The organism is Streptomyces albiflavescens (assembly GCF_014645835.1).
In the GTDB taxonomy this organism is placed as follows: domain Bacteria; phylum Actinomycetota; class Actinomycetes; order Streptomycetales; family Streptomycetaceae; genus Streptomyces; species Streptomyces albiflavescens.
On record NZ_BMMM01000010.1, the window covers coordinates 179193 to 203508 of the forward strand.

16 protein-coding genes, 1 tRNA gene and 1 pseudogene are annotated in these 24316 nt (G+C 71.0%); 3 read left to right on the forward strand and 15 right to left on the reverse strand.

What is annotated here, in order from left to right:
• Positions 1 to 135 precede the first annotated feature (135 nt).
• On the reverse strand, positions 136 to 1173 hold the full coding sequence (locus IEY95_RS26435) for a hypothetical protein (RefSeq protein WP_189188627.1): 1038 nt from the start codon (positions 1171 to 1173) through the stop codon (positions 136 to 138).
• A gap of 169 nt (positions 1174 to 1342) precedes the next feature.
• Positions 1343 to 1771 carry a hypothetical protein gene (locus IEY95_RS50765; protein WP_373294557.1) on the reverse strand — a complete coding sequence of 143 codons (429 nt, stop codon included), beginning with the start codon at positions 1769 to 1771 and terminating at the stop codon, positions 1343 to 1345.
• Here IEY95_RS50765 and IEY95_RS50770 point away from each other — a divergent pair.
• Positions 1746 to 1985: pseudogene (locus tag IEY95_RS50770) on the forward strand (tyrosine-type recombinase/integrase); the annotation flags it as partial. The gene IEY95_RS50765 and the pseudogene IEY95_RS50770 overlap by 26 nt on opposite strands.
• Positions 1986 to 2032: 47 nt before the next feature.
• Here the strand turns inward: IEY95_RS50770 and IEY95_RS26450 are convergent.
• The 12 genes from IEY95_RS26450 to bldG all read right to left on the reverse strand — a co-directional run bounded on the left by IEY95_RS26450 (position 2033) and on the right by bldG (position 21275).
• Positions 2033 to 2106 (reverse strand) — tRNA-Thr (locus IEY95_RS26450).
• Positions 2107 to 2213: 107 nt separating this feature from the next.
• Positions 2214 to 3809 carry an alpha/beta hydrolase gene (locus IEY95_RS26455; RefSeq protein WP_189188628.1) on the reverse strand — a complete coding sequence of 532 codons (1596 nt, stop codon included), beginning with the start codon at positions 3807 to 3809 and terminating at the stop codon, positions 2214 to 2216.
• Between the two features lie 231 nt (positions 3810 to 4040).
• The gene (locus tag IEY95_RS26460; protein WP_189188629.1) at positions 4041 to 5246 is read right to left on the reverse strand and encodes a DNA polymerase III subunit delta'; all 1206 of its coding nucleotides are present in this window, start codon (positions 5244 to 5246) and stop codon (positions 4041 to 4043) included.
• 130 nt (positions 5247 to 5376) lie between these two features.
• Positions 5377 to 8751 (reverse strand): dTMP kinase, encoded by a 3375-nt coding sequence (gene tmk, locus IEY95_RS26465; protein WP_189188630.1) that lies wholly within the window; start codon positions 8749 to 8751, stop codon positions 5377 to 5379.
• Between the two features lie 159 nt (positions 8752 to 8910).
• Positions 8911 to 11712, reverse strand: coding sequence for a type I DNA topoisomerase (gene topA / locus IEY95_RS26470; RefSeq protein WP_189188631.1), 2802 nt, complete (start codon positions 11710 to 11712; stop codon positions 8911 to 8913).
• A gap of 237 nt (positions 11713 to 11949) precedes the next feature.
• Positions 11950 to 12147, reverse strand: a complete 198-nt coding sequence (locus IEY95_RS26475; RefSeq protein WP_189188632.1) for a hypothetical protein — start codon at positions 12145 to 12147, stop codon at positions 11950 to 11952.
• A gap of 107 nt (positions 12148 to 12254) precedes the next feature.
• Positions 12255 to 14714: a serine/threonine-protein kinase gene (locus IEY95_RS26480; protein ID WP_189188633.1), complete on the reverse strand. Its 2460-nt coding sequence runs from the start codon at positions 14712 to 14714 to the stop codon at positions 12255 to 12257.
• Between the two features lie 193 nt (positions 14715 to 14907).
• Complete coding sequence (locus IEY95_RS26485; RefSeq protein WP_373294552.1) at positions 14908 to 16437, reverse strand: DUF7059 domain-containing protein; 1530 nt, start codon at positions 16435 to 16437, stop codon at positions 14908 to 14910.
• Positions 16438 to 16831: 394 nt separating this feature from the next.
• Positions 16832 to 17425: a small secreted protein gene (locus IEY95_RS26490; RefSeq protein WP_189188635.1), complete on the reverse strand. Its 594-nt coding sequence runs from the start codon at positions 17423 to 17425 to the stop codon at positions 16832 to 16834.
• Between the two features lie 216 nt (positions 17426 to 17641).
• Positions 17642 to 20047 (reverse strand): sodium-translocating pyrophosphatase, encoded by a 2406-nt coding sequence (locus tag IEY95_RS26495; protein WP_189188636.1) that lies wholly within the window; start codon positions 20045 to 20047, stop codon positions 17642 to 17644.
• Between the two features lie 334 nt (positions 20048 to 20381).
• Positions 20382 to 20819 (reverse strand): ATP-binding protein, encoded by a 438-nt coding sequence (locus tag IEY95_RS26500; RefSeq protein WP_189188637.1) that lies wholly within the window; start codon positions 20817 to 20819, stop codon positions 20382 to 20384.
• A gap of 102 nt (positions 20820 to 20921) precedes the next feature.
• Complete coding sequence (gene bldG, locus IEY95_RS26505) at positions 20922 to 21275, reverse strand: anti-sigma factor antagonist BldG (protein WP_099504946.1); 354 nt, start codon at positions 21273 to 21275, stop codon at positions 20922 to 20924.
• 80 nt (positions 21276 to 21355) lie between these two features.
• Between bldG and sftH the strand changes: the two genes are divergently transcribed.
• Positions 21356 to 23809: a DEAD/DEAH box helicase gene (gene sftH, locus IEY95_RS26510; RefSeq protein ID WP_189188638.1), complete on the forward strand. Its 2454-nt coding sequence runs from the start codon at positions 21356 to 21358 to the stop codon at positions 23807 to 23809.
• On the opposite strand, the gene IEY95_RS26515 is transcribed toward sftH, so the two are convergent.
• Positions 23775 to 24224 carry an Rv3654c family TadE-like protein gene (locus IEY95_RS26515; protein WP_229703416.1) on the reverse strand — a complete coding sequence of 150 codons (450 nt, stop codon included), beginning with the start codon at positions 24222 to 24224 and terminating at the stop codon, positions 23775 to 23777. The genes sftH and IEY95_RS26515 overlap by 35 nt on opposite strands.
• Between IEY95_RS26515 and IEY95_RS50190 the strand changes: the two genes are divergently transcribed.
• A complete protein-coding gene (locus IEY95_RS50190) occupies positions 24184 to 24309 on the forward strand; it encodes a hypothetical protein (protein WP_268240521.1) in 126 nt (41 codons plus the stop codon). The two genes, IEY95_RS26515 and IEY95_RS50190, sit on opposite strands and share 41 nt — an antisense overlap.
• Positions 24310 to 24316: the final 7 nt, after the last annotated feature.

A 24316-nucleotide genomic window follows, 5' to 3' on the forward strand; every position in this document is an offset into this window, starting at 1 on the left:
AGCTCACACCGCCAGTAGGCAACTGATCTCCGACCGGCAGCCCTGGAAGGCGGCGCTCCCTGCGACGGGGGTGTCGCCTTCGTCGTGTCATCCATGAGTGAGCACACAGGTGCCGGTCAACAGAACGTGTGCGGGTCAAAGGCACTCGTTGGGGTCCTCGGGCGGCACGGCCTCCTCGAACCACTTGCCGTACGGGGCGGCACCGTGCGGGGCGCCGTCCTCATGGCCGACGAACTCCCACCCGGGCGCCAGCCGGTCGCCCTTGGCGGGGCAGGATTGGTCCACGAGGATCAGCCGTACGGATCGCACGGTCACGTGGCGGGTCTCCCACCCGGGCATTTCCGGGGGGACTCCGGGGCCGGCGATCTGCGCCCCGTTCCGTGTCAGCGCCGTCAAGGCACTCGTCACCGGCAGCTCGCCGATGCGGCGGGGCAGCCCCACGTGGCCGGAGCCGGTCACCCTGCCGTCGCCATCGACGGAGAGTGTGGTGGTCCAGCCGAAGGTGGGCAGCCCGTCGATCACCGGGTCGGCGGTGACCCTCTGCCTTTTGTCCGGTGTCGGGGCTGTGGTCAGGATGGCGCCGGTCTGCCCCAGCGCCGCCAGGACGGGGAGCGCGGTGGCTTTCGCGCGGCTCTCGTCGATCAGCCGCGTGCTCTTGCTCGGGCCGATGCCGACGGCCCAGGCGCCCCACTGGTCCTTCTGTACGGTGAGCTGATCCCGCGCGGGGTTGGACCAGAAGTCCCCCTGATCCCGCATCCCCGTCACGCCGAGCGCGCGGGCGAGGCGGGCCATCTGCGCCTCGGTGACCTTGCGGTCGGCGCGGTACACCGGGGCGGTCTGCGGGCCTTGCGGCAACGGCTTCTTCACGTGATAGACGACCCGGACGGAGGGTGGTGTGGGCGGCGAGGGCGTACCCGGACCCGGCTCCCCGGCGCCCGCCTTGCGCGTGTCCCGCGTGGCGGACGCGCTGGCTCCGGACCCACCGGCCGTGCTCGTGCCACCGCCGTCGGACGTCCGGACCAGCTCGTAGGCAGCGCCGGTCAGGAGCAGCAGTCCCGCCACGGCGGCGGAGACGGCCACCCGCGGGGAGCGCCGCCCGACTCGCTTGTCCAGCCCGCCGGTTCCCGCTCCTGGAGCCTCGTCCACCGGAACCGTCTCGTCGTCCGCGCCCATCGTGTCGCTCCCCGCCCCTGAGATCCCGCCCCTTGAGCGCGACATCCCACAGACCCCGTGAAGCGGGCGTCAAGTCAACGGACAAAGCACCCTGTTGGGCGCGACCGACCGACCGGGCCGTGCCGCAACTGCAACTGCGACTGCGACTGCGGCTGCGGCTGCGACGACTTCACCTCGGCGCCGGGCTCCCTCCCCTCCGGGATCTCCTTCCCTCCGGGATCTCCTTGCCGTCCGAGCCCACGACCTTGCGGTCGCCGAGCGGCTCGTCCAGGGACACGGTCTTGCGGAAGGCCTCGGTGATCATGATGCAGACCTTGCCCTTCCAGGGCTTCTCGGTCACCTTGACGGTCACCTGGTCGGCGCTCTCCCCGCCGTCGCCTCGTAGTCGGCGCACACCCCGCCCGTGAAGCTCACGGCCGGGCACGCGCCTTCCCGCGTGGTGAAGGTGCACCGCATCCTGTCGCGCGCGTTGAAGATCGCTCACCGCCGCCGCATCGTCGGTGAGAACGCCGCCACGCTCGTTGACCCGCCGAGCATCGACGAGACCGAAGCCAACCCCTTCGCCAAGCATCATCCTGAACGAGCTGGGCGTGGACATGCCCACCATCATGGAGATCCTGCGGCACACCCAGATCAGCCACACCCGGCGGTACGTGAAGGGCAGATCACACCTGTCGAAGGACGCGATGCGGCGCATGGGCGAGTTCTTCGTGCCCGCTCCCCCGGCGCCCGATCCAGGCCCCGCTGAGACCAAAACTGAGACCCTCGACAGCCGCGCGGCCCGCTCCCGCCGCCGTCGCCGCGTCCGCTGAACGAGAAAGCCCCAGGTCAGAGTGGATCCGACCTGGGGTTTTAGGTGAGCCGCCTTCGGGATTCGAACCCGAGACCTACGCATTACGAGTGCGTTGCTCTGGCCATCTGAGCTAAGGCGGCGCGCTGTCCGCACTATGGTGCGATCAGCAACGTCGGTAAGTCTACACAGTTTCCGGGGGTGCTCCGCACACGCCCCGGGGCGTCCGGTGCCGGGGTGTGCGGACGGGCTATGAGCAGCGCTTTCCCTTGGGGGGCGGGGTGCCCTGGAGGAGGTAGCGGTCGATCGCGGAGTCGATGCAGGCGTTGCCGCGGCCGTACGCGGTGTGGCCGTCGCCGACGTAAGTGAGGAGCGTGCCGGAGGAGAGCTGGGAGGCGAGGGACTGGGCCCAGGGGTACGGGGTCGCCGGGTCGCGGGTGGTGCCGACCACGAGGATCGGGGCGGCGCCCTTCGCCGGGATGTGATGCGGCTCACCCGTCGGCTTCACCGGCCAGTACGCGCAGTTCAGGGACGCCCAGGCCAGGCCTTCGCCGAAGACGGGGGACGCTTTCTCGAAGGCGGGAAGGGCCTTCTCCACCTGGTCGGGGGTGGCGAAGGCGGCCGGGAGGTCGAGGCAGTTCACCGCCGCGTTGGCGAACATCAGGTTCGCGTACTTTCCGTCGGCGTCGCGCTCGTAGTAGCTGTCGGACAGGGCGAGCAGCCCCGCGCCGTCCTTCTCCTTCATCGCCGCGGTGAGGGCCTCGCGCAACTGTGGCCAGGCCGCCTCGTCGTACATCGCCGCGATCACACCCGTCGTCGCGAGCGCCTCGCCGAGCTTGCGGCCGTCCGCGTCGCCGGCCGGGATGGGCGCCTTGTCCAGCTGCTGGAAGAACGCCTTCAGGTTCTTGCCCACCTGCTCCGGGCTCGTGCCCGCGCCGCCCAGCGGGCAGCCGCTGTGGCGCACACAGTCCTTCGCGAACGACTGGAAGGCCGTCTCGAAGCCCGCCGTCTGGTCCTCATTGAGTTTGCGCGCGGTGAGCTGCGGGTCCATCGCACCGTCCAGGACCATCCGACCCACCCGCTGCGGGAAGAGGCCCGCATACGTCGCCCCGAGGAACGTTCCGTACGACGCTCCGACATACGTCAGCTTCTGGTCGCCCAGCACGGCGCGCAGGATGTCCATGTCACGGGCCGCCTCCACCGTGGAGACGTGCCGGAGCAGAACGGGCGAGTGCCGACCGCAGCCGTCGGCGAACTTCTTGTACGCGTCGACCAGTTGCCCCGTCTCCTTCTTGTCGTCCGGCGTCGTGTCCGTCTGCGTAAACGTGTCCATCTGACGACCGGTGAGGCATTCGACCGGCTCGCTGCGGGCCACGCCGCGCGGGTCGACCGCGACCATGTCGTAGCGGGCGCGGACCTCCGCCGGGTAGCCGATCCCGGCGTACTGCTGCAGATAGCCGACCGCCGAGCCGCCCGGCCCTCCCGGGTTGACCATGAGCGAGCCGAGGCGCTTGCCCGGTCCCGTGGCCTTCTTGCGCGCGACCGCCAGCCTGACGTCACCCGTGGCCGGTTTCGCGTAGTCCAGGGGCGCCTTCATCGTGGCGCACTCGAAGCCGGAAACCCCGCAGGGGCGCCAGTTCAGCTTCTGCCCGTAGTACCGCGCCAGTGTCGACGGCGTGGAGCTCGGCAGGGCGGCCAGCACCGCGTCCGCCGTCGACGTCGATGTCGCCGTCGCCGTCGTCGAACTCCCGGAGGAGCAGCCCGAGATGAGCAGCGCCGCGGCGGCCAGCAGCACGCCACTCGTACGGAGGGGCCTGGACGGCCGATGGGTGCGCCTGATGTACATCCAGCGAGCGTAACCTTGCGCGATCAATTGATCACCTTCAGTTGCGGATGCGCCTCGTACGAGTGACTTGGTCAACTCGTCGTGCGTCCCGTCATGCATCCCATCGTGCTCCCAGTGGCGCACTTGCACGACCTGACGCAGGACGTCGCGTGCACGTCAGTGCGCTACGGCGTGCCGGTGCGGCCCGAACGTTCCGAGCACTGCGGGCGGTTCGCAGCGCTCCGGATGCACTCAGCCCGCCCGCAGCGCCATCGTCATCGCCTCCACCGCGAGCAGCGGGGCAACATTGCGGTCGAGGGCCTCGCGACACGCGGCGATCGCGTCGATGCGGCGCAGGGTCGCCTCCGGCGAGCTGCCGCGGGCCAGGCGTTCCAGGGTGTCCTCGGCCTCCGCATTGGCGATGGCCACACGGGAACCGAGCTGGAGGGCGAGGACATCGCGGTAGAACCCGGTGAGGTCGATCAGGGCCAGGTCCAGGCTGTCGCGCTGCGTACGCGTTCTTCGGCGCTTCTGCCGGTCCTCCAGCTCCTTCATGACGCCCGCGGTGCCGCGCGGCATACGGCCGCCCTGGGCCGCGCCGAGGGCCGCCTTCAGGTCCTCGGTCTCCTTCACGTCGACTTCCTCGGCGAGCTGCTTGGCGTCCTCGGATGCCGTGTCGATCAGCTCCTGGGCCGCCTTGAGGCAGCCGCCGATGTCGTCGACCCGGAGTGGGAGCTTGAGGACGGCGGCCCTGCGCGCGCGGGCGTTCGGGTCCGTGGCGAGGCGGCGGGCCCGTCCGATGTGACCCTGCGTCGCGCGCGCGGCGGCCGCCGCGACGTCGGGCTCGATGCCGTCACGGCGTACGAGGATGTCGGCGACCGCGTGCACCGGCGGGGTGCGGAGGGTGAGCAGGCGGCAGCGGGAGCGGATGGTGGGCAGGACGTCCTCGATCGACGGGGCGCACAGCAGCCAGACCGTGCGAGGGGCGGGCTCCTCGACGGCCTTCAGGAGCACATTGCCCGCGCCCTCCGTGAGGCGGTCCGCGTCCTCCAGGACGATGACCTGCCAGCGGCCGGTCGCCGGGGACATCTGGGCGCGGCGGACCAGGTCGCGGGTCTCCTTCACGCCGATGGAGAGGAGGTCGGTGCGGACGATCTCCACATCGGCGTGGGTGCCCACCAGGCTCGTATGGCAGCCGTCGCAGAAGCCGCAGCCGGGGACTCCGCCGAGCGCGCGGTCGGGGCTCACGCACTGGAGCGCCGCCGCGAACGCCCGCGCCGCGGTGGAGCGGCCCGAACCGGGCGGACCCGTGAACAGCCACGCGTGCGTCATCTTGGACGCCTCGGGGAGCGGGGTGTCCGCGGCGATCGCCGTGACAAGGGCGTCGGCGTCCCGGGCAGCGGCGGCGAGCTGCTCGCTCACCTTCTCCTGGCCCACCAGGTCGTCCCACACGGGCATGGGGCACCGCCCTTTCGTCGCACTTTGCCTTGCCGCGTCCATTGTGCGGGTCGCCACTGACAATCGGCCCCGGCCGCCGTGAGCCGGGCCCACCCCTTACCGGTGCGCCCGCAGCGCCGACCGCCAGGACTCAGCGGCGGCGCCCGCCCCGCCCCTCGTCCCAGTCGTCGTCGCCCTCGTCCTCGTGCGGACCCAGGAGTTCGTCGGCCAGGGTCGGAAGGTCGTCCAGCGGGGTCTCCTCGGCCCAGTCGGCGCGAGGACGGCTGCGCGGGGCGCCCGCGTCGTCGACCTGAGGCAGCTCGCGCGTACGGTCACCTGAACCGTCGTGCTGCGGCGCCGGCCGCTCGTCCCGGAAGAAGCCGGGCGGCACCCGGTCCGACGGATCACCGGCCGCGGTACTGGCCGCGGTACCGGGCGTGGAAGAACCCGTGGAGGCACCCGCGCGCCCGTCCCGTACCGGAGGAAGCACCGCCGTCTCATCGGCCGCACCCGAAGCCACGGGCGGCAGCACGGCGGTCTCGTCCGCCGCGCCCGAAGCCACCGGCGGCAGCACCGCCGTCTCGTCCGCCGCGCCCTCGGGCACCGGCGGCTTCGGCAGCTTCGCCGTCTCCTCCCCGTCGGGGCGGGAGCCGGACCGAGAACCGGCGGTGTCCTTACCGGCGCGCGACCGAGAACTGGCATATCCCTCACCCGTGCCGGGCCGGGATTCAGCAGGGCTCTCGCCCGCCCGCACCGGCCGCAGCACCGCCGTCTCGTCCACCGGCCCACCCGACGCGTGCGACGGGGCCACAACGGGCGTGGGCACCGTCGTCTCGTTGTCAGGCACGGGAGCTGCGGCGGGAGAACCGGCGGGAGCCCCGGTCACGTGCGATACCGCTGTCGACGCCGCGGCCTCGGCCGAAGCCGCCGCAGCCGCCGACGCGGCCGCGGCCTCCGCCGCCACCCGCCGGGCCTCCTCGGCGCGCAGCAAGGCCTCCTCGGCCTTGCGCTGCTTCTCCAGGCGGCGCTCCTCGGCCTCGGCCCGCAGCCGCGCCTCCTCCTCGGCCTGCTTGCGCCGACGCTCCTCCTCGGCAGCCCGCGCCTGCTCCTCGGCGAGTCGCCTGACCCGCTCCTCCTCGGCACGGCGGCGGGCCTCCTCGGCACGCTGCCGGGCCTCCTCCGCCTGGCGCTCGGCCTCGCGCCGCTGGGCCTCCTCCAGCTCGCGCTGCTTGCGCTCCTCCTCCTCGGCACGGAGCCTGGCGAGCTGCTCCTGGCGCTCACGCTCCAGCCGTTCCTCCTCGGCCTTGCGCGCCGCTTCTTCCTCCGCCTTGCGCCGGGCTTCCTCCTCGGCCGCTTTACGCGCCTCCTCCTGGGCCTTCACCTCGGCCTCGGAGAGGGGCAGCATCACGTCGAGCCGGTGCCGGATGACCGTGGTGACCGCCTCGGGCTCCTGCCCCGCGTCGACGACCAGGTACCGGCCCGGGTCGGCGGCGGAGAGGGTCAGGAAACCGGACCGCACGCGCGTGTGGAACTCGACGGGCTCGGACTCCAGCCGGTCCGGCGCCTCCGTGAACCGCTCGCGGGCCGCCTCCGGCGAGACATCCAGCAGGACCGTCAGATGCGGTACGAGTCCATTCGTCGCCCACCGGTTGATGCGGGCGATCTCCGTCGGCGACAGGTCACGGCCCGCACCCTGGTAGGCCACGGACGAGTCGATGTACCGGTCGGAGATGACGACGGCACCCCGCTCCAGCGCGGGCCGCACCACCGTGTCGACGTGCTCCGCGCGGTCGGCGGCGTACAGCAGCGCCTCCGCGCGGTGCGAAAGCCCCGCCGAGGACACGTCCAGCAGGATCGACCGCAGCCGCTTGCCGACCGGCGTGGCGCCCGGTTCCCGGGTCAGCACGACCTCGTGGCCCTTGGCGCGGATCCACTCGGCGAGCGCCGTCGCCTGGGTGGACTTGCCGGCCCCGTCGCCGCCCTCCAGGGCGATGAAGAAGCCGTTCGTGGCGGGCACCTGCGCCGGGTCGTCGCCGCCGCGCAGCGCGTCCAGCAGGTCGTGCCGCAGCGGCACTCCGGAGCGGTCGTCGACCTTGGCGAGCACCAGCGCCGCGACGGGCAGCAGCAGCGCGCCCACCAGCATGAGCGTGAAGGCGGCGCCCCCGTGCGCGAACACGAACTTGCCGTTCTCCAGCCGGTGCGGGCCGATCGCGGCGGCCACCAGGGGTGCCACCAGCGCGCCGAGCGCCACGAAGACCCGTACGACCGCGTGCAGATGTTCGGTCGTCCGGGCCCGCCGGTACTCCTCGGCCTCCTGGTCGAGGAGCGCGTGCCCGGTGTTCGCGGCGACGCCGGCGCCGATGCCCGCGAAGGCGACGATCAGCACCACGGTGGCGACGTCCGGGACCAGCCCGGCGGCCAGCAGCGCGACCCCGGTGAAGGCGATCGCCAGGGAAAGCAGCCTGCGCCGCGACAGCGACGGCAGCACCGAAGGGGCCGTACGGATGCCGATGACGACACCCCCGGTCAGGGCCAGCACCAGCAGCCCGTACGTCACCGGTCCGCCGCCCAGATCCTTGGCGTGCAGCACGGAGACGGAGACGGCGGCCGAGATGGCCCCGGCGACCGCGGCGCAGGCCAGGACCAGCAGCGGAATCGCGCCGGTACGGCCCTTGTCGACGCCGGTGCCCGTCTTGGGACGGCGCAGTCCCTCGAGGGGCGACCGCGCGCGGGGGGTGCGTGCGTCGGGCAGTTCGAGGAACGTGAGCACCGAGAGCGAGGCGGCGAACAGTCCGGCCGCCACATACGAGGCGAGCGCCACCTGGTGCTGGTCGAACCAGGCGATCCCGGCGCCCAGCAGGTTGTTGACGAGCGACACCACGACGAGCGCGGCGGCCGCGAGCGGCACCGCCATGAACGCCGTACGCAGCGACAGGCGCCGCAGCGCGTCCATGTGGTCCGGCAGCGGGCGCACCGTGGCACCCTCCAGCGGGGGCGCGGGCAGCAGCGCGGGCGCCGCGCTCTCCCGGCACACCGTCCAGAACCGCTCGGCGACACCGGTCACGAACGCGGTGACCAGGAGGACGGCGAGCGCGTCGTCCGGGGTCCAGTCGATCCACAGGGGCGCGACGATGAGGAGCGCGGCCCGCAGGCCGTCGGCTCCGACCATGGTCCAGCGCCGGTCGAGGGGCCCCTCCGGTGATGTCAGAGAGGTGAGCGGCCCAAGAAGCACGGCTCCGAAGAGCAGCGTCGCGAGCACGCGTGCCCCGAAGACGGCCGCCACGGCGAGGGCCACTCCGCGGTAGCCACCGCCGAACGATCCCTCGAAGATCGCCGCCTGGAGGGCCAGGACGACCAGCACAAGCAGGGCCAGGGCGTCGGCGACACCTCCTACGAGCTGTGCGCTCCACAGCCGCTTCAACTGCGGCTGGCGCAGCAGCGCGCGAACGGCGCGCTCGCGGGAATCTGCGACCAGGGCGTCGTCGGGGGCCGGGTTGTGGGCCGTTGGCTGCTCGGCTCGCGTCATCCTGCAAGCCTATCCGGACCCACTGACTCCCCGAAGGGGTGGCCGAACATACGGACGCCCCCACACCAGAAGGTGTAGGGGCGTATACGTGCCAAGCACCTCAGGCACACGGAAACCGACGCTCGGAAGCGGTCGTCATCCCCGTGGGCCCCTGGTGCCTCAGCCCTCCGAAGCCGCCGTCTTCTTGGCGGCGGTCTTCTTGGCAGGCGCCTTCTTGGCGGCCGTCTTCGAAGTCGTCGTCTTCTTCGCGGCCGTCTTCTTGGCAGGGGCCTTCTTGGCGGGTGCCTTCTTCGCGGCCGTCTTCTTCGCCGGGCCCTTGGCGCGCTTCTCGGCGAGCAGCTCGTAGCCGCGCTCCGGGGTGATGTCCTCGACGCTGTCGCCGGACCGCAGGGTCGCGTTGGTCTCGCCGTCGGTCACGTACGGCCCGAAACGGCCGTCCTTGACGACGACGGGCTTCCCGCTGACCGGGTCCTCGCCCAGCTCCTTCAGCGGCGGCTTGGCGGCCGCACGGCCACGCTGCTTGGGCTGCGAGTAGATCTCCAGCGCCTCTTCGAGCGTGATGGTGAAGAGCTGGTCCTCGGACTGCAGCGAGCGCGAGTCCGTGCCCTTCTTCAGGTACGGCCCGTAGCGCCCGTTCTGCGCGGTGATCTCCACGCCCTCGGCGTCCTTGCCGACGACGCGCGGCAGGGACATCAGCTTGAGGGCGTCCTCGAGCGTCACCGTGTCGAGCGACATCGACTTGAACAGCGAGGCCGTACGCGGCTTGACCGCGTTCTTGCCCGTCTTCGGGGTGCCCTCGGGCAGCACCTCGGTGACGTACGGGCCGTAGCGGCCGTCCCTGGCGATGATCTGGTGGCCGGTCTCCGGGTCGGCGCCCAGCTCGAAGTCACCGCTCGGCTTGGCGAGCAGCTCCTCCGCGAGCTCGACCGTCAGCTCGTCGGGGGCCAGGTCCTCGGGCACATCGGCACGCTGGTGGTTCTCGGAGTCCTTCTCGCCGCGCTCGATGTACGGGCCGTAGCGCCCGACGCGCAGCACGATGTCGTTGCCGACCGGGAAGGACGACACCTCGCGGGCGTCGATGGCACCCAGGTCGGTGACGAGCTCCTTGAGGCCCCCGAGGTGGTCACCGTCGCCGTTGCCCGCCTCGGCGGCACCGGTCGCCTCGCCCTCGCCGAAGTAGAACCGCTTCAGCCACGGCACGGCCTGCGCCTCGCCGCGTGCGATGCGGTCGAGGTCGTCCTCCATCTTGGCGGTGAAGTCGTAGTCGACGAGCCGCCCGAAGTGCTTCTCCAGGAGGTTGACCACGGCGAACGACAGGAAGGACGGCACGAGCGCCGTGCCCTTCTTGAACACGTATCCGCGATCGAGGATGGTTCCGATGATCGACGCGTACGTCGACGGGCGGCCGATCTCGCGCTCTTCGAGCTCCTTGACCAGGCTGGCCTCGGTGTACCGGGCCGGGGGCTTGGTGGCGTGCCCGTCGACCGTGATCTCCTCGGCGGACAGCGGGTCGCCCTGGCTGACCTGCGGGAGGCGGCGCTCGCGGTCGTCGAGTTCGGCGTTCGGGTCGTCCGCGCCCTCGACGTACGCCTTCAGGAAGCCGTGGAAGGTGATCGTCTTGCCGGACGCGCTGAACTCGGCGTCGCGGCCGTCGGAAGCGGTGCCCGCGATCTTCACGGTGACGGAGTTTCCGACCGCGTCCTTCATCTGGGAGGCGACGGTCCGCTTCCAGATCAGCTCGTACAGCTTGAACTGGTCGCCGGTCAGACCCGTCTCGGCCGGGGTGCGGAAACGATCACCCGAGGGCCGGATCGCCTCGTGCGCCTCCTGCGCGTTCTTGACCTTTCCGGCGTACGTCCGCGGCTGGGGCGGCAGGTAGTCGGCGCCGTAAAGGTGCGTGACCTGGGCGCGGGCGGCGGCGACCGCCGTGTCCGACAGGGTCGTGGAGTCCGTACGCATGTAGGTGATGAAGCCGTTCTCGTACAGCTTCTGCGCCACCTGCATGGTCGCCTTCGCGCCGAAGCCGAGCTTGCGCGAGGCCTCCTGCTGGAGCGTCGTCGTGCGGAACGGCGCGTACGGCGAGCGGCGGTACGGCTTGGACTCGACCGAGCGGACCGAGAAGTTCGTGTTCTCCAGGGCGGCGGCGAGCGCGCGGGCGTTCGCCTCGTCCAGGTGGAGCGTGTTCGCGCTCTTCAGCCGGCCGAGCGAGTCGAAGTCGCGGCCCTGGGCGACGCGCTTCCCGTCGACCGTCGTCAGGCGGGCGACCAGGGACGACGGGTCGCTGGGGTCGCCGGCGCGGCCGGTGCCGAAGGTGCCGGTCAGGTCCCAGTACTCGGCGGAACGGAAGGCGATGCGCTCGCGCTCCCGCTCGACGACGAGGCGGGTCGCCACGGACTGGACACGGCCCGCCGACAGGCGCGGCATGACCTTCTTCCACAGGACCGGCGAGACCTCGTAGCCGTAGAGACGGTCGAGGATGCGGCGGGTCTCCTGGGCGTCGACCATGCGCTGGTTGAGGTCGCGCGGGTTGGCGACGGCTTCGCGGATCGCGTCCTTGGTGATCTCGTGGAAGACCATCCGCTTGACCGGGACCTTGGGCTTCAGGACCTCCAGGAGGTGCCACGCGATGGCTTCGCCCTCGCGGTCCTCATCGGTGGCGAGGAAGAGTTCGTCGGAGTCCTTCAGCAGGTCCTTGAGCTTCTTGACCTGGGCCCTCTTGTCAGCGTTGACCACGTAGATCGGCTGGAAGTCGTGCTCGACGTCCACGCCGAGGCGGCGCACCTCGCCGGTGTACTTCTCCGGCACCTCCGCGGCGCCGTTCGGGAGGTCGCGGATGTGCCCGACGCTCGCTTCGACGACATAGCCGGGGCCGAGATAGCCCTTGATCGTCTTCGCCTTGGCAGGCGACTCGACGATGACGAGTCGGCGGCCGCTGTGTGCGGTGTCGCTGGTCGGGGACAACTTCGCTCTTCTCTCCGGTCGACGCGGGGGGTCCTCCCCAGGTCTTGCTCCCGGGGGTCGGGTCGTGCTGACGCTGCGGAGTGTGACGGTACATCCCGCCCCCGTGTCAAACGGGAAAAGCCCGCAACGGCCACTCGAACGGTAACCCGACTACCGCCATTCCTGCCGCCCGGAGTGTCCACCAGCACTTTCGGGCCTATCCGGAGCGTGACCTCCCAGTTACCGGAGCCCCTGTCCTCACGCGCGCGTGAAACACCACATCCCGAGTGCCAGCGCAACGGTTCCGGCGACGCTTGCGAGCGTCGCCGATGCGACGCGGTTCACACCGTGGGCGACGGGCTCGCCCTGCCGCAGCCGAACCGCGGTCCAGGCCAGCAGTCCCCCTCCGAACAGGGCGAACATCACCCCCACGAAGATCGCCGGTCCGCTTTCCATGGTGTGTCCTTTCGCCCCGAGTCCTCAGGCTCGGGAGGCTGACACGCCCCGGAAGCGGATGCGCGAACCTGCGGTGAACGCCGGGCGACCAGAACCCCATGGGGCGCTCAGACCGTGCCGGGCGTGGGTATCTTCCCGGTCGTCTTCGTGTTGTCGGCGTGGCCCACCGTGCACACGACTGTGGTGAATCCGTCGTTCCAGTCCTCCTTGTCGCCCAGCCAGCCGTAGGTCTTCAGCTCCGATCCGGGCGCCCAACTCGACTCGAACTTGTTGCTGCAGAGCTTTCCTCCGTTGTCGACTCCCTTCTTGTAGTCCATGTCCTTCGGCGCGGCGGCGAACCCGACGACCTGGTCGGTGTGCGGCTTGGCACAGTCGGTCAGCAGGGACTGGAACGAGTCGCCACCCTTGTCGACGTACGTCCAGCAGTCCCCGATGGCCATTTGCGCGGCGTACAAGTCCATGTTCTTGTCGCGGAACCGAGCGACTTCGCCCCCGATGGGGACATGCCGTCCGAGTACGAGACATGCCGTAGCCCCGTCGGCCGCCGTGAACCCCGCCTTCGTCGGGACGAGGGCGTAGGCGCCCGCGTCGGGCAGGGCGGTGGCCACCGGCTCGGCCTGCCCCGCGCAGCGTGTCGTGCCCTGGGCGCGGGCGTCGGCGTAGTCGGTCGCCGTGTCGACGGCCACGACCTGGCCGTCCGGCCAGTCGTCGGCGCAGTCCACGACGCCGAGGTTCGGCACCGACTTGAACGGCGTGCCTGACCAGACCGCCTTCACACAGTCGCCCGCCTGCAACGGGTCGGTGAGCCCGGCCTGTTCGCCGTACGGGTAGACCGGCCCCGTCGGCTCCGGCGCCGATGTGCTCGCCGAAGCCGACGGGGCCTTCTTCGCCTCGCTGCCCTTCCTGTCGCCGTCGCCGCCCGTCAGCGAGACGGCTGCCCAGGCGCCGCCTGCGATCACGAGGACGACGCCCACGACGAGGGCGATGAGGGCGGCGGGCTTCTTGTGCCCCGCGTGCGGCGGAGGCGGCCCGGACGGACCGCCCGCATAGGGCCCCGGCCCGGAGCGGCTGCCTACGTACGTGTGGGGGGTCGGCAGGGGCGGGCCGCCCTCGTGGGGCGGGGGTGCGCCGGTCCCCGCGTACGGCGAGTCCGGGCCGCTCGCGTAGGGGTTGTTGCGCAAGTCGTACGCACCCCGCGGGGCCACCGAACTCCAAGGGCCGTACGGCGAGGGGGTGCCGGAGGTCGGTGCGGACGGGCCGCCCGGCGTGGCGGAACCACCGGCTCCGGGGGTGTCACCCACGCCCGGGCCGACCGGACCACCGGGCGTCTGCGGGGTGTTCGGCGTGGGTGGCGCGCCCGGCGTCCGGGGGCTGTGCGGGGTCGATGGGGTGCCCGGCGTCGATCCCCCGGCCCGGTCCCCGTACTGGCCGCTGCCGTACGGCCCCTGCGCCGAAGCTCCCGACTGCCCCGGGGGCGAGCCCACGACATACCCAGGAGGCGCCCCCGCGACATACCCGGGAGGCGCCCCCGCGACATACCCGGGAGGCGCCCCCGCGACCTCGTCCGAGGGCACGCTCGCGGACGGGCTGCCGGGCACGGCCCCGAAGCCGCCGGGCGGTGGCGCGAATCCGCCGGGCGCAGGCTCCGGCAGGGGCGTCGCTCCCCACCCGGGCGGGGGCCCGAACCCCGCGCCCGCCGCTCCCCGCAGCACGCGCTCCAGCCCCCGCGCGACCGCCTCCGGCGACGACCTCCGTACCGGGTCCTTGACGAGCAACCCGTGCAGCACGGGTGTCAGTTCACCGGCGCGGGTCGGCGGCGTGGGCTCCTCGCCGAGCAGGGCCGTCAGTGTCGCGTAGTCGCCGCGGCGGTCGAAGGGGCCGCGGCCTTCGACGGCGGCGTACAGCGTGGCGCCCAGGGAGAAGAGATCGGCGGCGGGGGTGGGCGGCTCGCCGCGGGCGCGCTCGGGGGCGAGGTAGCCGGGCGTGCCCAGAATGCCGGCGGTGGCGGTGAGCCGTGGCTCACGGGACTCCGGCTGAAGCGCGATCCCGTAGTCGGTGAGCAGCACGCGCGCGTAGGGATCGCCCGAAGCGTCCGGCGCCAGAAGGATGTTGGCCGGTTTCACATCCCTGCGGAGGATGCCGATCCGGTGTCCCGCGGTGAGCGCGTCGAGGACGGCGAGCCCGATCCGAGCGGTCACCGCGGGCGACAACGGCCCCGACCGCCGTACCACCGCCTGGAGATCGATCGCGTCCGGCACGTACTCCATGACGATCCACGGCAGCCCCTCGTGCACCACCACGTCGTGCACGGTGGCCACATGGGGATGCCCACGCAACCGCGCCGCATGCCGGGCCTCGCTGCGCGCCCGCGCGATGCGCTGTGCGGGCTCGCTCGCGTCCATCGGCACGTCCGGCAGCGCGACCTCCTTCATGGAGACCTCGCAGGCCAACTCCTCGTCGTACGCGAGCCATACGCGCCCCATGCCGCCCGCGCCGAGCGTCCGCAGCAGCCGATACCGGCCACTGATGACCCTGCCCTCGCCCTGATCCGGCGTCTCCCCCGCCATCACGCCTCCCCCGAGACAGCGCGCCTCCCCCGAGGACGCGCGGAACTTGTCTCTCGAAGGTAGCTTCGCACGCACCACTGACAGGAGCCCTTTTGCGGGCCAATACCATCCAATCCCGCCAGAACGGGCACATGTGACTCAGCGGTGCGGGCACGCCTCAGGGGCTACGCACCCGGCACGTCCGCGCCCCTCTTCACACGGCGGGTTCGAGGAACCCCTGCTCCACCAGCAGCCGAATCTGCGCGGGTGTCCGGTCGCGCAGCAACACCGGGTCCTCGCCGACCAATTGCGCGATGGCGTCAAGAATCCGGCCCGCGCTGAGCGTGCCGTCGCACACGCCCGCGAAGCCGGCGCCGACCGTGTCCACCTTGGTGGCGCGGCACATTCCGCGGTGCTGACGCAGCACCACGTGCTCCGGGTCCTCGGCACCGGGCAGCCCCACCTGCTCCTGGACGACCTCTTCGACGAGCTTGAAGTGCCCGGCGAGCAGGGCCGCGTCGTCGTGCGCCCGCAGATAGTCGACGCGGTCGAAGTGCGCGCGTACGGTCTCGCCGAGCGGCTGCTCCACCGGATGCGGCCACTCCTCCACCGTGATCGAGGGCTCGGCGGCCGTCGCCCTGCGCAGCGTGATCCATCCGAAGCCGACGGCCTTCACCTTGCGTGCCTCGAACTCGTCCAGCCACGCGTCGTACCGCGCCTGGTACTCGGCCGGGTCGTCGCGGTGGTCGCCCGCGTCCCGCAGCCACAACTCCGCGTACTGCGTGACGTCCTGGACCTCACGCTGCACGATCCACGCGTCGCAGCCGCGCGGCACCCAGGAGCGCAGCCGGTCCTGCCAGTCCTCGCCCTCCACGTGCTGCCAGTTGGCCAGGAACTGTGCATACCCCCCTTCGTTCAGGCGATCGCCTGCCTGTTGAACGAGCGTGCGGCACAGATCGTCCCCGCCCATCCCGCCGTCGCGGTAGGTCAGCCGGGCGCCGGGCGAGATCACGAAGGGCGGGTTCGAGACAATCAGGTCGTACGTCTCGTCGTCCGCGATCGGCTCGAAGAGGGAGCCCTCACGCAGGTCGGCGGCCGGGGCGCCGGAAAGCGCGAGAGTGAGCGCGGTGATGTGCAGCGCACGAGGGTTGAGGTCGGTCGCGGTCACGCGCGTGGCGTGCTGCGCGGCGTGCAGGGCCTGGATCCCGGAGCCGGTGCCGAGGTCGAGCGCCGCGGCGACGGGCGTACGGACGGTGATGCCGGCCAGGGTCGTGGAGGCCCCGCCCACCCCGAGGACGACGCCTTCCTCGCGGCTGCCGATACCGCCCGCGCCGCCGACGGCGCATCCGAGGTCGGACACGATGAACCAGTCCTCGCCGTCGGACCCGCCGTACGGCCGGATGTCCACAGTCGCGGCGACCTCGTCCCCACCCACCCCGGTCAGCCAGCCGCTGTCCAGACAGTCCTCGACCGGCAGCACGTCCGCCACCCGCGCCTGCGGCACCGGCTGCTGCAGCAGGAAGAGCCGTACGAGCGCCTCCAGCGGCGTGTCCCCGCGGGTCGCCCGGAGGGCGGGCACGGTCTCACTGCGCGCCAACGCCGCGTACGCGGGGGCGCCGAGCAGATCGAGCAGTCCGTCGGCGGTGAAGGAGGCGCCTAGCAGGGCGTCCCGCAGCCGAGCGGCGACGTCTACGCGGTCGGACGAGGGCAACGGTGACAGGCTGGAATGACTCACGCCCCCCATTGTGTCCGCTCCCGACGAAAGGGACGTACACCTGTGGACGGCCCCGCGCCGACACCTGTGGACGGCCCCGCGCCGACACCTGTGGACAGCCGCGCGCCTATGCCAGGAGACCGCCGCGCGCCGCTCTCTGCGGGTGGCCCGTGCCGCTCGCGGCGGACAGTCCGTGCCATGGGCCGCGCAGCCCACTCGGACGCCCCGAGACGCGCGCACCCCGCCCGTGGACCGGCACGCCCGCCCGTGGACCGGCAACCCGCCTGTGGAGGCAAGCCCGCCCGTGGACCGGCAACCCGCACCCGGCCCCGAGGCCCGGCACACCCGCGGCGCATGCCGAGGACCCGGCACGCACGCGTACCGGGCCCTCCTTCGGTTGACCGAACGAGCGCTCTCCCAGGGATCAGCCCTTGGTCGCCGAAGGCGCGGCGGACGCGGCCTTGCAGCTCGCCTGCGTGGCCATCGCCTTGCCGACGTCACCCTCTTCGAGCTTCTTCAGGGCGTCGGTCCCGCTCTGGCTCAGCTTGCCGAGCTGCTCGGCAACCCCGCTGAGTCCGTCGGCGAACTTCGCCTGGTCCTTCGTGTCCAGGGCGTCGGACTGCTTCCCCAGGTCGGCGTAGGAGGCGGAGAGGTCGTTGAGCTCCTTGACCGCGTCCTTCTGCTTCTTCTTGCCGTCGTCGACGTCCGGCGGGCCGGCCTTCTCGATGGCGGTCGCCATCACCTTGTAGGCATCCGAGATGTCCTTGAATCCCTTGGTGTCGGCCTTCTGGACGTCCTCCGGCGCACTGTCGTCCGAGGCCTCCTTCTGGATCGCGACGTTGGCGGTCGCGATCTTCTTGATCTGCGGCTGCACCGCGTCACAGACCTGCTTGGCCCAGGAGTTCAGCTTGTCGTTGTTGCCGCTGCTGCTACTGCATCCCGACAGCGCCAGTACCAGTACCGCACCGCCAGACAGTGCGGCCGCGAGCTTCTTGTTCACCGGATTGGTCCCTTCCATGGCTCTCGGCCCCGGAACATACACGCCATGCGGGCGACACTCGTATGCGGAATGTCCGCCTGATCAGCTTTTGCAGCCATTTGCACCAAGGGAGAGAAGGCTCACGAAGAAGGTGTGAACACGCACAAGGCGGGCGGAGGCGCGTGAGTACGCGCCGTCCGCCCGCCCAGTGCGCGGAACCCTGACCAGGTGCGAGGCCAGGAACCGTCCGGTTGCCTACGAAACCACCGCGGGATCGGCCGGCTTCGACACCCGCTCGGCGTTGCCTTCGTCACCCACGGCGATTCCGCGCCGCTTGGAGATGTACACCGCGCCCACGATCACGAGGAGCGCGAGAACGGCGATGAGAACCCGTACGCCGACGTTCTTGTCGTCACCGTACGAGAACTTGATGACCGCCGGCGCGATCAACAGGGACACCAGGTTCATCACCTTGAGCAGCGGGTTGATCGCGGGCCCCGCCGTGTCCTTGAAGGGGTCGCCGACCGTGTCGCCGATCACCGTCGCGGCGTGGGCCTCGCTGCCCTTGCCGCCGTGGTGACCGTCCTCGACGAGCTTCTTCGCGTTGTCCCACGCACCACCGGAGTTGGCGAGGAAGACCGCCATCAGCGTGCCGGTGCCGATCGCGCCCGCGAGGAACGAGCCGAGAGCGCCGACCCCGAGCGTGAACCCGATCGCGATCGGGGTGAGGACGGCGAGCAGCCCGGGCGTGGCGAGTTCGCGCAACGCGTCCTTGGTGCAGATGTCGACGACGCGGCCGTACTCGGGCTTCTCGGTGTAGTCCATGATCCCGGGGTGCTCGCGGAACTGCCGCCGTACCTCGTAGACCACGGCCCCGGCGGACCGCGAGACCGCGTTGATCGCGAGCCCCGAGAAGAGGAAGACGACCGCGGCGCCCGCGACGAGACCCACCAGGTTGTTGGGCTGCGAGATGTCCATCATCAGGTTCATCGGCGCACCCGCACCTGAGACCTTCTCGCCCACCTCGCTCGCGGCCGTGGTGATCGCGTCCCGGTACGAGCCGAACAGCGCGGAGGCCGCGAGGACGGCCGTGGCGATGGCGATGCCCTTGGTGATGGCCTTGGTGGTGTTGCCCACGGCGTCCAGGTCGGTGAGGACCTGGGCGCCCGCGCCCGTGACGTCGCCGGACATCTCGGCGATGCCCTGCGCGTTGTCGGAGACCGGACCGAAGGTGTCCATGGCGACGATGACGCCGACAGTGGTGAGCAGACCGGTACCGGCCAGCGCCACCGCGAAGAGCGCCAGCATGATCGACGTACCGCCGAGCAGGAACGCCCCGTACACGCCGAGGCCGATCAACAGAGCGGTGTAGACGGCCGATTCGAGACCCACGGAGATACCGGCGAGGACGACGGTGGCCGCGCCGGTGAGCGAGGTCTTGCCGATGTCCCGTACGGGACGGCGGGTGGTCTCGGTGAAGTACCCGGTCAGCTGCTGGATCAGCGCGGCCAGCACGATTCCGATCGCCACGGCGACGACCGCGAGGACCCGCGGGTCGCCGTCCTTGGCCTTGATCGCGACGTCCGTGACGCCGTCCAGATCGGCGTACTTCGCCGGGAGGTAGACGTAGACGGCCGTGGCCACCAGCGCCAGTGAGATCACCGCGGAGATGAAGAAGCCGCGGTTGATCGCGGACATGCCACTGCGGTCGGAGCGCCGGGGCGCCACCGCGAAGATGCCGACCATCGCGGTGAGTACGCCGATCGCGGGCACGATCAGCGGGAACGCCAGCCCGAAGTCGCCGAATGCCGCCTTGCCCAGGATGAGCGCGGCGACCAGCGTGACGGCGTACGACTCGAAGAGGTCGGCCGCCATGCCCGCGCAGTCGCCGACGTTGTCGCCCACGTTGTCGGCGATGGTCGCGGCATTGCGCGGATCGTCCTCCGGAATGCCCTGCTCGACCTTGCCGACCAGGTCGGCGCCGACGTCGGCGGCCTTGGTGAAGATGCCGCCGCCGACACGCATGAACATGGCGATCAGCGCGGCGCCGAGACCGAAGCCCTCCAGGACCTTCGGCGCGTCGGCCGCGTACACCAGCACCACACAAGAGGCGCCCAGCAGACCGAGCCCCACCGTGAACATGCCGACGACGCCGCCCGTGCGGAAAGCGATCTTCATGGCTTTGTGCGAGACGGTGGTGAGATCCTTTTCGGGCTCACCCTTCGCCGGGGTCGCTTCCCGTGCCGCGGCGGCCACGCGGACATTGCTCCGTACGGCGAGCCACATACCGATATAACCGGTGGTCGCCGAGAACGCCGCGCCGATCAAGAAGAAGATCGATCGGCCCGCACGCTGATTCCAGTCGTCCGCGGGCAGCAGCATGAGCAGGAAGAACACCACCACGGCGAATGCCGCGAGGGTGCGCAGCTGCCGCCCCAGGTAGGCATTCGCGCCCTCCTGGACCGCTGCCGCGATCTTCTTCATGCTGTCGGTGCCCTCGCCCGCCGCGAGCACCTGGCGCACCAGGACCCCGGCGACCACGAGCGCCGCCAGCGCGACGGCCCCGATGACCATCACGATGAGACGGTTGTCGTCGGTCAGTACTGCGGCTGCGAAGGTTGTGGGTTGGTCAAACTGATGAGGGGTAGAAAGCCCCGCCATTCGTCCTCCTTGACGCCTGTGCTGAGCTCAAGATGTGGACGGATTGTAGGTACCGGAACCTGATCAAAACAGTGCGCGGTAAGCGGAATTAGCCTTCACATGCTCTTCAGCAAATGATCGACGCCTGTCCACGGAACCCGAAAGAGGTAATGCCCTAAAAGCGTTGACCCTTGATCAAATAATCGCGTGATTGATCGTGAAAGAATTCACGAAAAGGCGGGCGGCCGGGCAGGGCATGCAAAAAGGGCCCTGCTGAGCAGGGCCCTTCGGGTGTGCCACGAGGATGTGGCCGTGGCTGCGATCGGGATGCGATCCAGCCGTGGTCGGGATGCGGTCAGGAAGCGAGCGTGGCCGGCGGCGTGGTAGGCCAGCTCATCCTGATCAGCCCGCCGTTCTCCCCGGCGGTGACTTCCACGTCGTCGACGAGGCCGCTGATGACCGCAAGGCCCATCTCGTCCTCCTCGGCGTCCGCGTCCGAGTCACCGGGGGCGGCGCCCGACACCGTCTCACCAGGAGCCGTACGCGGCGCTTCGTCGCCGACCTCGATGGAGAACTGCTTCTCGTCCTCGATCAAGCTCACCCGAACCGGCGCCGAGATACCGCCGCTCTGGTGAAGTCCGACGGCACGACTGCAGGCCTCGCCGACAGCGAGCCTGACCTCGTCGAGTACGGCCTCGTCCACTCCGGCCCTGCGCGCCACCGCTGCCGCCACCAGTCGGGCGGTCCTGACGTGCTCGGGCAGCGCGCTGAAGCGGAGTTCAACGGTGGCCATGCATCCCCCTCAGACTTCGGGCGTGCTGTCGGGGGGACGGGGCTGTGGCCCAGTCCCCCCACTTCTGGCGGGTCCGGGCCGGCGGCCCGGGAAGACCGGTGGTCAGTCGGTGGCGTTGACCGCCTCCTCCACCGAGGTGTGAATCGGGAACACCTTGGTGAGACCGGTAATACGGAAGATCTTGAGAATGCGCTCCTGGTTGCAGACCAGTCGCAGTGAGCCCTCATGGGCCCTTACACGCTTCAGGCCGCCCACCAGCACGCCGAGCCCGGTGGAGTCGAGGAAGTCCACGCCCTCCATGTCGACGACAAGGTGGAAACTGCCGTCGTTCACCAGCTCGACCAGCTGCTCGCGCAGCTTGGGCGCGGTATATACATCGATTTCGCCGCCGACCTCGACGACCGTACGGTCGCCGTTAGGGCCGGGCACATTGCGAGTCGACAGGGACAGGTCCACGGATCCTCCAGCACCTTGCTATCGAGCGGTCGCCCCATGGGACACCTCGGCAGAGCCCCCGGGACGGTTCGCCAGCCGCAATGGCATTCAATCACTTACCGGCAGGCGTGCACGACGCCTTGGCTCCATTGTCCGTCACGCCAGTGACACACTCGATGCCGATGGCCAAGAATCACCGATCCGATCGACCCTCGTCGGACACCGCTTCCCGCCCCTCTCCGGGCACGATCCTGGACCGGCTCGCCTCGGGACCGAGCCGGGCTGCGCGCATCACTCATACGGAGCACTTGCCCCCGCGCGAGGGCCGTCATGCCGTCTGGCCCGACCGGATCCGCTCGGAGGTCATCGCCGCGGTGCAGACCGCGGGCATCGAGCACCCCTGGGCCCACCAGGCACGGGCCGCCGAGCACGCCCTGGACGGCGAGTCGGTGATCGTCGCCACGGGCACGGCCTCCGGCAAGTCCCTGGCGTACCTCGCCCCGGTCCTGACGGCCCTGCTGGACGGCTCCGAGGCGCCGAACGGCCGCGGCGCCACCGCGCTGTACCTGGCCCCGACGAAGGCCCTCGCGGCCGACCAGCGCCGCTCCGTGAAGGAACTTTCACAATCTTTGGGCAATGCCGTACGCCCAGCCGTGTACGACGGCGACACCCCGTTCGAGGAACGCGAATGGGTACGCCAGTACGCCAACTACGTCCTGACCAACCCCGACATGCTGCACCGCGGGATATTGCCCTCCCACCCCCGCTGGTCCTCCTTCCTCCGCTCCCTGCGCTACGTCGTCATCGACGAGTGCCACACCTACCGCGGAGTCTTCGGCTCCCACGTCGCCCAGGTGCTGCGCCGCCTGCGCCGCCTGTGCGCCCGCTACGGCGCCTCTCCCGTCTTCCTGCTGGCCTCCGCGACCGCCGCCGAGCCGTCGGTGGCCGCGCGCCGCCTGACCGGCCTCCCGGTAGTCGAGGTCGCGGACGACGCCTCCCCACGAGGGGAACTGGTGTTCGCCCTGTGGGAGCCCCCGCTCACCGAGCTGCACGGCGAGAAAGGCGCACCCGTTCGGCGTACCGCCACCGCCGAGACGGCCGATCTGCTGACCGACCTCACCGTCCAGGGCATGCGCTCGATCGCCTTCGTACGGTCCCGGCGCGGCGCCGAGCTGATCTCGGTGATCGCCCAGGAACGCCTCGCCGAGGTCGACCGCTCGCTGGCCCGGCGCGTCGCCGCCTACCGCGGCGGCTACCTCCCCGAGGAACGCCGCGCCCTCGAACGCGCCCTGCACTCCGGCGAACTCCTCGGCCTCGCCGCCACCACCGCCCTCGAACTCGGCGTCGACGTCTCCGGCCTGGACGCCGTCGTCATCGCCGGCTACCCGGGCACCCGCGCGTCCTTGTGGCAGCAGGCCGGCCGCGCGGGACGCTCGGGGCAGGGCGCGCTGGCGATCCTGGTCGCCCGCGACGACCCACTGGACACCTTCCTCGTCCACCACCCCGAGGCGCTGTTCGACCAGCCCGTGGAATCCACCGTCCTCGACCCCGACAACCCGTACGTCCTCGCCCCGCATCTGTGCGCCGCCGCCTCCGAGATCCCGCTCACGGAGGACGACCTGGAGCTCTTCGGCCCGGCCACCGCCGGCCTGCTGCCACAGCTGGAGGCCGCGAAGCTGCTGCGCCGACGAACGAAGGCCTGGCACTGGACGCGCCGGGAGCGGGCCGCCGACCTGACCGACATCCGCGGGGAGGGCGGCAGCCCCGTGCAGGTCGTCGAGGCCGGGACCGGGCGGCTGCTCGGCACGGTCGACGCCGGCGCCGCGCACACGACGGTCCACGAGGGCGCGATCCATCTGCACCAGGGCCGTACGTACCTGGTGCACAAGCTGGACCTGGAGGACTCCGTCGCACTCGTCGAGGAGGCCAACCCGCCGTATTCGACGGTCGCCCGCGACACGACGTCCATCTCCGTCCTGGAGACCGACGTCGAAGTCCCCTGGGGCAAGGGCCGGTTGTGCTACGGCTCCGTCGAAGTCACCAACCAAGTCGTCTCCTTCCTGCGTCGACGTGTCATCACCGGCGAAGTGCTGGGTGAGACGAAACTCGACCTCCCTCCTCGTACGCTCCGCACGCGCGCGGTCTGGTGGACGGTCACGGAGGACCAGCTCGACGCCGCCCGGATCAACCCCGAGATCCTCGGCGGCGCCCTGCACGCCGCCGAGCACGCGTCGATCGGCATGCTGCCGCTCTTCGCCACCTGCGACCGCTGGGACATCGGCGGCGTGTCCGTCCCGCTGCATCCGGACACCCTGCTGCCCACCGTCTTCGTGTACGACGGTCACCCCGGCGGCGCGGGCTTCGCGGAGCGCGCCTTCCACACCGCCCGAACCTGGCTCACCGCCACCCGCCAGGCGATCGCCTCCTGCGAGTGCGACGCCGGCTGCCCGTCCTGCATCCAGTCCCCCAAATGCGGCAACGGGAACGATCCCTTGCACAAGCGGGGAGCCGTACGGCTGCTCACCGAGTTGCTGCGGGCGGCGCCGGAGGACTGAGCACGGGACGATTGAGCGCTGCCGGCGGCTCCGGGTCCGCCCCGGGTGGGCCGACGGCCGGGCCAGGGGCGCCCGGTCCTGCAGGTCCCGCCGGATCAGGTTCAGCCGGTCCCACCGGATCAAGTTCAATCGGCCCAGCCGGTCCCGCCCTCGATCTGACCTCCGCGGCGAACGGTCCTCTGCCCGATGCTGCCGTCACGTCCGAGGTCTCGCCCTCGACCCCGCACCGGACGAGTCGCGCCCGCTGCGCCCGTGTCACCCGCTCCGCCCGGGCGCAGGCCGCCGCGCCACCGTCCATCCAGTGGTCAGCCGCGGCGAGTGCCGCCAGGTCGGCCGCCCCCGCCGCACGGTGCCGAACCACGACGACCTGCCCCATGGCCAGGACCGCCCCGAACACGACACACAGCACGGCGATCGCCCCGACGGTCCAGACGGTCGCCGACCCTCGGTCCGAGGAAGTCGCCGCCCCTGTGTCCGAGGAATGGGTACGCGTGTCGTGAAAGGTCC

Excerpts from the sequence above, each read along its gene's own strand:
- IEY95_RS26435 (WP_189188627.1), bottom strand. The coding sequence starts at position 1,173 with ATGGGCGCGGACGACGAGACGGTTCCGGTGGACGAGGCTCCAGGAGCG.
- IEY95_RS50765 (WP_373294557.1), bottom strand. The coding sequence starts at position 1,771 with ATGTCCACGCCCAGCTCGTTCAGGATGATGCTTGGCGAAGGGGTTGGC.
- IEY95_RS26455 (WP_189188628.1), bottom strand. The coding sequence starts at position 3,809 with ATGTACATCAGGCGCACCCATCGGCCGTCCAGGCCCCTCCGTACGAGT.
- IEY95_RS26460 (WP_189188629.1), bottom strand. The coding sequence starts at position 5,246 with ATGCCCGTGTGGGACGACCTGGTGGGCCAGGAGAAGGTGAGCGAGCAG.
- tmk (WP_189188630.1), bottom strand. The coding sequence starts at position 8,751 with ATGACGCGAGCCGAGCAGCCAACGGCCCACAACCCGGCCCCCGACGAC.
- IEY95_RS26475 (WP_189188632.1), bottom strand. The coding sequence starts at position 12,147 with ATGGAAAGCGGACCGGCGATCTTCGTGGGGGTGATGTTCGCCCTGTTC.
- IEY95_RS26480 (WP_189188633.1), bottom strand. The coding sequence starts at position 14,714 with ATGGCGGGGGAGACGCCGGATCAGGGCGAGGGCAGGGTCATCAGTGGC.
- IEY95_RS26485 (WP_373294552.1), bottom strand. The coding sequence starts at position 16,437 with ATGGGGGGCGTGAGTCATTCCAGCCTGTCACCGTTGCCCTCGTCCGAC.
- IEY95_RS26490 (WP_189188635.1), bottom strand. The coding sequence starts at position 17,425 with ATGGAAGGGACCAATCCGGTGAACAAGAAGCTCGCGGCCGCACTGTCT.
- IEY95_RS26495 (WP_189188636.1), bottom strand. The coding sequence starts at position 20,047 with ATGGCGGGGCTTTCTACCCCTCATCAGTTTGACCAACCCACAACCTTC.
- IEY95_RS26500 (WP_189188637.1), bottom strand. The coding sequence starts at position 20,819 with ATGGCCACCGTTGAACTCCGCTTCAGCGCGCTGCCCGAGCACGTCAGG.
- sftH (WP_189188638.1), top strand. The coding sequence starts at position 21,356 with ATGGCATTCAATCACTTACCGGCAGGCGTGCACGACGCCTTGGCTCCA.
- IEY95_RS50190 (WP_268240521.1), top strand. The coding sequence starts at position 24,184 with ATGGCCAGGACCGCCCCGAACACGACACACAGCACGGCGATCGCCCCG.